Genomic DNA, 3,871 nt, shown 5'->3' on the forward strand with positions numbered 1-3,871 from the left:
CGTCAGCACCGCGGCCGGCACGGCGTTCAGCCCCGCCTCGACGCGCGGGTGGATATTCTCGAAGCGCGAGATGACGAGGTGGCCGCCGACCCGGGTCAGATAGGTGGCGATCGCGCCGGCAAGGATGATCCAGAAGGTCGTGCTCACGGCCGCTCCCCTATTCCGCTGTGATGCGGCGGCAGGATCACCGCCAGCAGCACGCCGGCGATCGCGCCGATCGAAACATGCCAGGGAGAGCCGACCGTCTTGTAGGCGATGATCGATGCGGCCGCGCTTGCGGCGACGACGGGCAGCCATAGCGGCCGCTTGCGGAAACCGAGGACGAGGCCGAGAAAATAGATCGGCAGCAGGAAATCGATGCCCAGCGCATGGGTATCCGGAATGAGCTTGCCGAACACCGCGCCCAACCCGCTTTCGATGACCCAAAACACGTAGACCGGCAGGCCAAGTCCAAGATACCAGACGAACCCGACTGGCTTGCCCGACACGGCCCTCGCCTCCGCCACTGCAAATTGCGGGTCGGTGAGGATGAAATAGCCCAGCGCCTGCTGCAGCAATGGCCAATGCGCGATGCGGCGGCCGATGCCGGCGGAATAGAGCACGTGTCGGAAATTCACCGCGAAGATCGACAGCACGATCAGCCACGGCGCGACATGCTGGCCGAACAATTCGATGCCGACCATCTGGCTGGCGCCGCCATAGATCATGGCGCTCATAAGGAACGCCTCAAGCACCGAGAAACCATTGTCGACGGAGATCGCGCCGAACAAGATCGCGAACGGCGCAGAAGCGACCACGACCGGCATCGACAATCGCACGCCATCCCAGAAATCGCCGCCGGTTCTGCTCTCAGAGATTGCTTCCGTTACCATGCGCCGCTCCTTGAGCGGCCTCATGTAGGGAGCGTCGCCCCGCTTGTCACACCAATTCGCTTGACCCAGCGATCAGCGGAACTGATCGCCGGGTTCTAACGCGCCTACGGTTTGCTGGCTCAGCTTGCGAAATAGCGCTGCCATTCGAAGTCGGTGATATGCGACGCCTGCCAGGCATCGAAGGCCGCCTGCTCGGCGCGGCGGCTCTCGGCATAATTGTCGCGGAACGCCTCGCCGAAAGCCTCGGCGCAGAAATCGGATCCGGCGAAGGCCTCAATGGACGCGTTCAGCGTGCGCGGCAGCTTCGGCTTGTCGAGATTGGCAAGGTTGCTCGTCACCGGTGGCTCGAGCGGCAGGTTCTTCTCGATGCCTTCGCAGCCTGCCGCCAGGATCGCGGCGATCGACAGGTAAGGATTGACGTCGGCGCCGGGCGCTCGGTGCTCGAACCGGCACGCGGCATCGTTCGGCGTGGTGATGGCGCGGATCGGCGCAGTGCGGTTCTCGAACCCCCAGGCGACGTCTTCCGGCGACCACGCGCCGCGATCGAAGCGGCGGTAGGAATTGACGGTCGGCCGGAAGAAAATATGCGTCTCCTGCATGCGGTTGAGCACGCCGGCGAGGAATTTCTCGGCGACCGGCGTCAACCGGTTCGGGCCGGCCGCGAAGGCAGGCTTGCCGTCCTGCCACAGGCTGACATGGTGGTGCGCGCCGCAGGCGCTTTCCTTGCCGGGCGGCTGGAAGCGCGTCATGAAGGTGGCGACCAGCCCACGCTCGGCGCACAGCTCGCGCAGATGCAGCTTGGCGCGCATCGCGGCATCCGCCGCCGCCAGGGCGCTCTTCGGCGTCAGCGCATATTCATACATGCCGTAGCCATATTCGGTGACCAGCGATGCGACGCCGATGTCGATGCTCTTCATGCGCGTGATGAACTCGGCGGCGAAATCCTGGTACTCGCCGCTGCGCACGAGGTCGTAGTTGATCAGTGAATGGCCCCACGGCTTCAGCTCGCGATAGCGGCCGGCGCGCATCAGATCGTGGTCGGCGTGGAAAATGCCGAACTCGTATTCGAGGGCGAATTTCGGCTCGTAGCCGAGCGCCCGCGCGCGCTCCTCGACACGGGCGAGGACGTTGCGCGGATCGTAGGCGCAAGGCGCGCCGTCGAGCATGTAGGAGCGCGTGATGGCGGAAGCGAATTTCGGCTTCCAGCCATGCTGCACCACCGTGTCCGGGTCGATGATGCCCTTGATGTTGGGAAAGCCGTTCTCCTCATTGGCGCTTGGCGACGCGAAGGCGACGTCGCCCATCGGCTGGCCGTCGCCATGGGTGACGCAATAGAGGATGGCATTGATCGATTCGCCCGAGGTCGAGAGCTTCAGCGGCGCGATCTTGGAGCGCACTACGCCCGACGTATCGACCGTATGCACCTCGACGAACTCGACGCCGCGCGATGCGAGCTCGGCCTGCAACGCTTCGAGCTTCGGCGCATACGCCGCCACCCTGTCCTCAAATTCCACGTTCAACCCTCCACCAGGAAATGACGACGCTATCTGTCATTGCGCCGGAAAAGAAGCGACACAAGCTCATCGAGCTCATGCCGGCCGCTGATGCCGCTTGGCCGGAACGCCATGCAAAGCACGATGACCACGCCGAGCGCCACGCCCGACAGTCCAAGCAGCTGCGGCATTTGGATACCCGCGACGCTCACGCCGGACTCGATGCTGCGGATGAATTCCAGCCCGATCGAAAGCACGATGACGCCGGTCACCGCCCCGGTCACCGTCGCCATGCCGCCAAGGATCAGCATCGCCAGCGTGTTGAAGATCATCTGGAAGTAGAAAAGTTTCGGGCTGATCGTGCCGGCGAAATAGGCATAGAGCACGCCGGCAAGGCCGCAGATCAGCGCCGACAGCACCCATGACATCAGCCGCAGCTTTTTCGCATCGATGCCGAGTGCCGCGGCAGCCTGCGGGCTCTGCGCGCTGGCTCGCAGCTGCAGGCCCCAGCGGCTGTCCTTGAACAGCCGCGCCGCCACGATCGCCAGCACCGCGAAGACCAGCATCCAGGGCAGGCCGACGACTTTCGGAATGCCGAAGAAAGCCTGGTTGCCCTTGAACAGGTCGGTCCAGTTGAGGAACACCGAATGGACGATGATCAGCAGCGCCAGGCTGACAATGGTCGCGGCGACCCCCGACAGCCGGCTGATCACCTTGCCGCTGACCAGCGCCACGATGCCGACCACGGTCACGGCGATATGCGGCGAGGCATGCGCCAGATGCGTCGCCCGCGCCGAATTGTGGAAAAGGCCATGATGCGACAGCGTGTAGAGCACACGCGCCCCGGCATTGATGCTGCCCAGGATGCAGGCAAAGAAACTGAGGGCTACGCCTGCCGAGATCAGGATCCCGATGAAGCCGCCGCCGAAGGATTGCGCCAGGACCGTCAGCGGCGCATCGGATTTGTCCAGGCTCGGGTCGACACCGTGGAAGCCGGCCACGAGGCCGTATGAGCTGATGACGAAGATGAGGCCGACGCCGATGACGCTGGCGATCACCGCCCTCGGAATGAATCGCCGGGGCTGCTGGGACTCCGTCCCCAGCACGGTCGCGCTCTCGAATCCGACAAAGCTGAAGAAAGCCAGGACCAGACCAAGCCGCAATTGTTCAAAGTGAACGTCCTGAAGTCCCGTCTGCGCGGCATCGCCGATGGATCCCCGGTGCACGAAGAAAATGACGACGGTGAGCAGGATGAGAGCAAGCGTCGCGAATTCGATGCCGAGCGTGACACGCGTCGAGAGCTTGATGTCGCGGTAAGCGAACCACCATGCGACGACCAGAGCGACGATGCTGAGCGCAAGCACGACCCCAACGGCGCTTGTCTCGAAGCCGATCTGATGCGCGAAAGCCAGCGCCGTGCTGACTGTGCCAAGTATTACCGCGGATGCCGTGAAAACGTAGCCGATAAGAAGGGCCCATCCGGCGATGACGCCGACCAGCGGACCA

At 63.9% G+C, this 3,871-nt stretch carries 4 protein-coding genes; all 4 read right to left on the minus strand.

Going from position 1 to position 3,871, the window contains the following annotated elements; genetic code table 11:
- On the minus strand, positions 1–147 hold a 147-nt coding region (locus tag EOA24_RS30000; RefSeq protein ID WP_189354356.1), incomplete at its 3' end, for an AzlD domain-containing protein.
- Complete coding sequence (locus tag EOA24_RS30005; RefSeq protein WP_126082016.1) at positions 144–872, minus strand: AzlC family ABC transporter permease; 729 nt, start codon at positions 870–872, stop codon at positions 144–146. The genes EOA24_RS30000 and EOA24_RS30005, both read right to left, overlap by 4 nt.
- A 119-nt stretch (positions 873–991) precedes the next feature.
- A complete protein-coding gene (locus tag EOA24_RS30010) occupies positions 992–2,386 on the minus strand; it encodes a glutamine synthetase family protein (RefSeq protein ID WP_126082015.1) in 1,395 nt (464 codons plus the stop codon).
- Positions 2,387–2,415: 29 nt separating this feature from the next.
- Positions 2,416–3,871, minus strand: a 1,456-nt coding sequence (locus tag EOA24_RS30015; RefSeq protein WP_127410379.1) for an amino acid permease, incomplete at its 5' end; no start/stop codon positions are given.

It is taken from the genome of Mesorhizobium sp. M2A.F.Ca.ET.039.01.1.1 (genome assembly GCF_003998035.1).
In the GTDB taxonomy this organism is placed as follows: domain Bacteria; phylum Pseudomonadota; class Alphaproteobacteria; order Rhizobiales; family Rhizobiaceae; genus Mesorhizobium.

Bases quoted from the DNA above. Each gene is read 5' to 3' on its own strand.
- EOA24_RS30005 (WP_126082016.1), bottom strand. From the start codon at position 872: ATGGTAACGGAAGCAATCTCTGAGAGCAGAACCGGCGGCGATTTCTGG.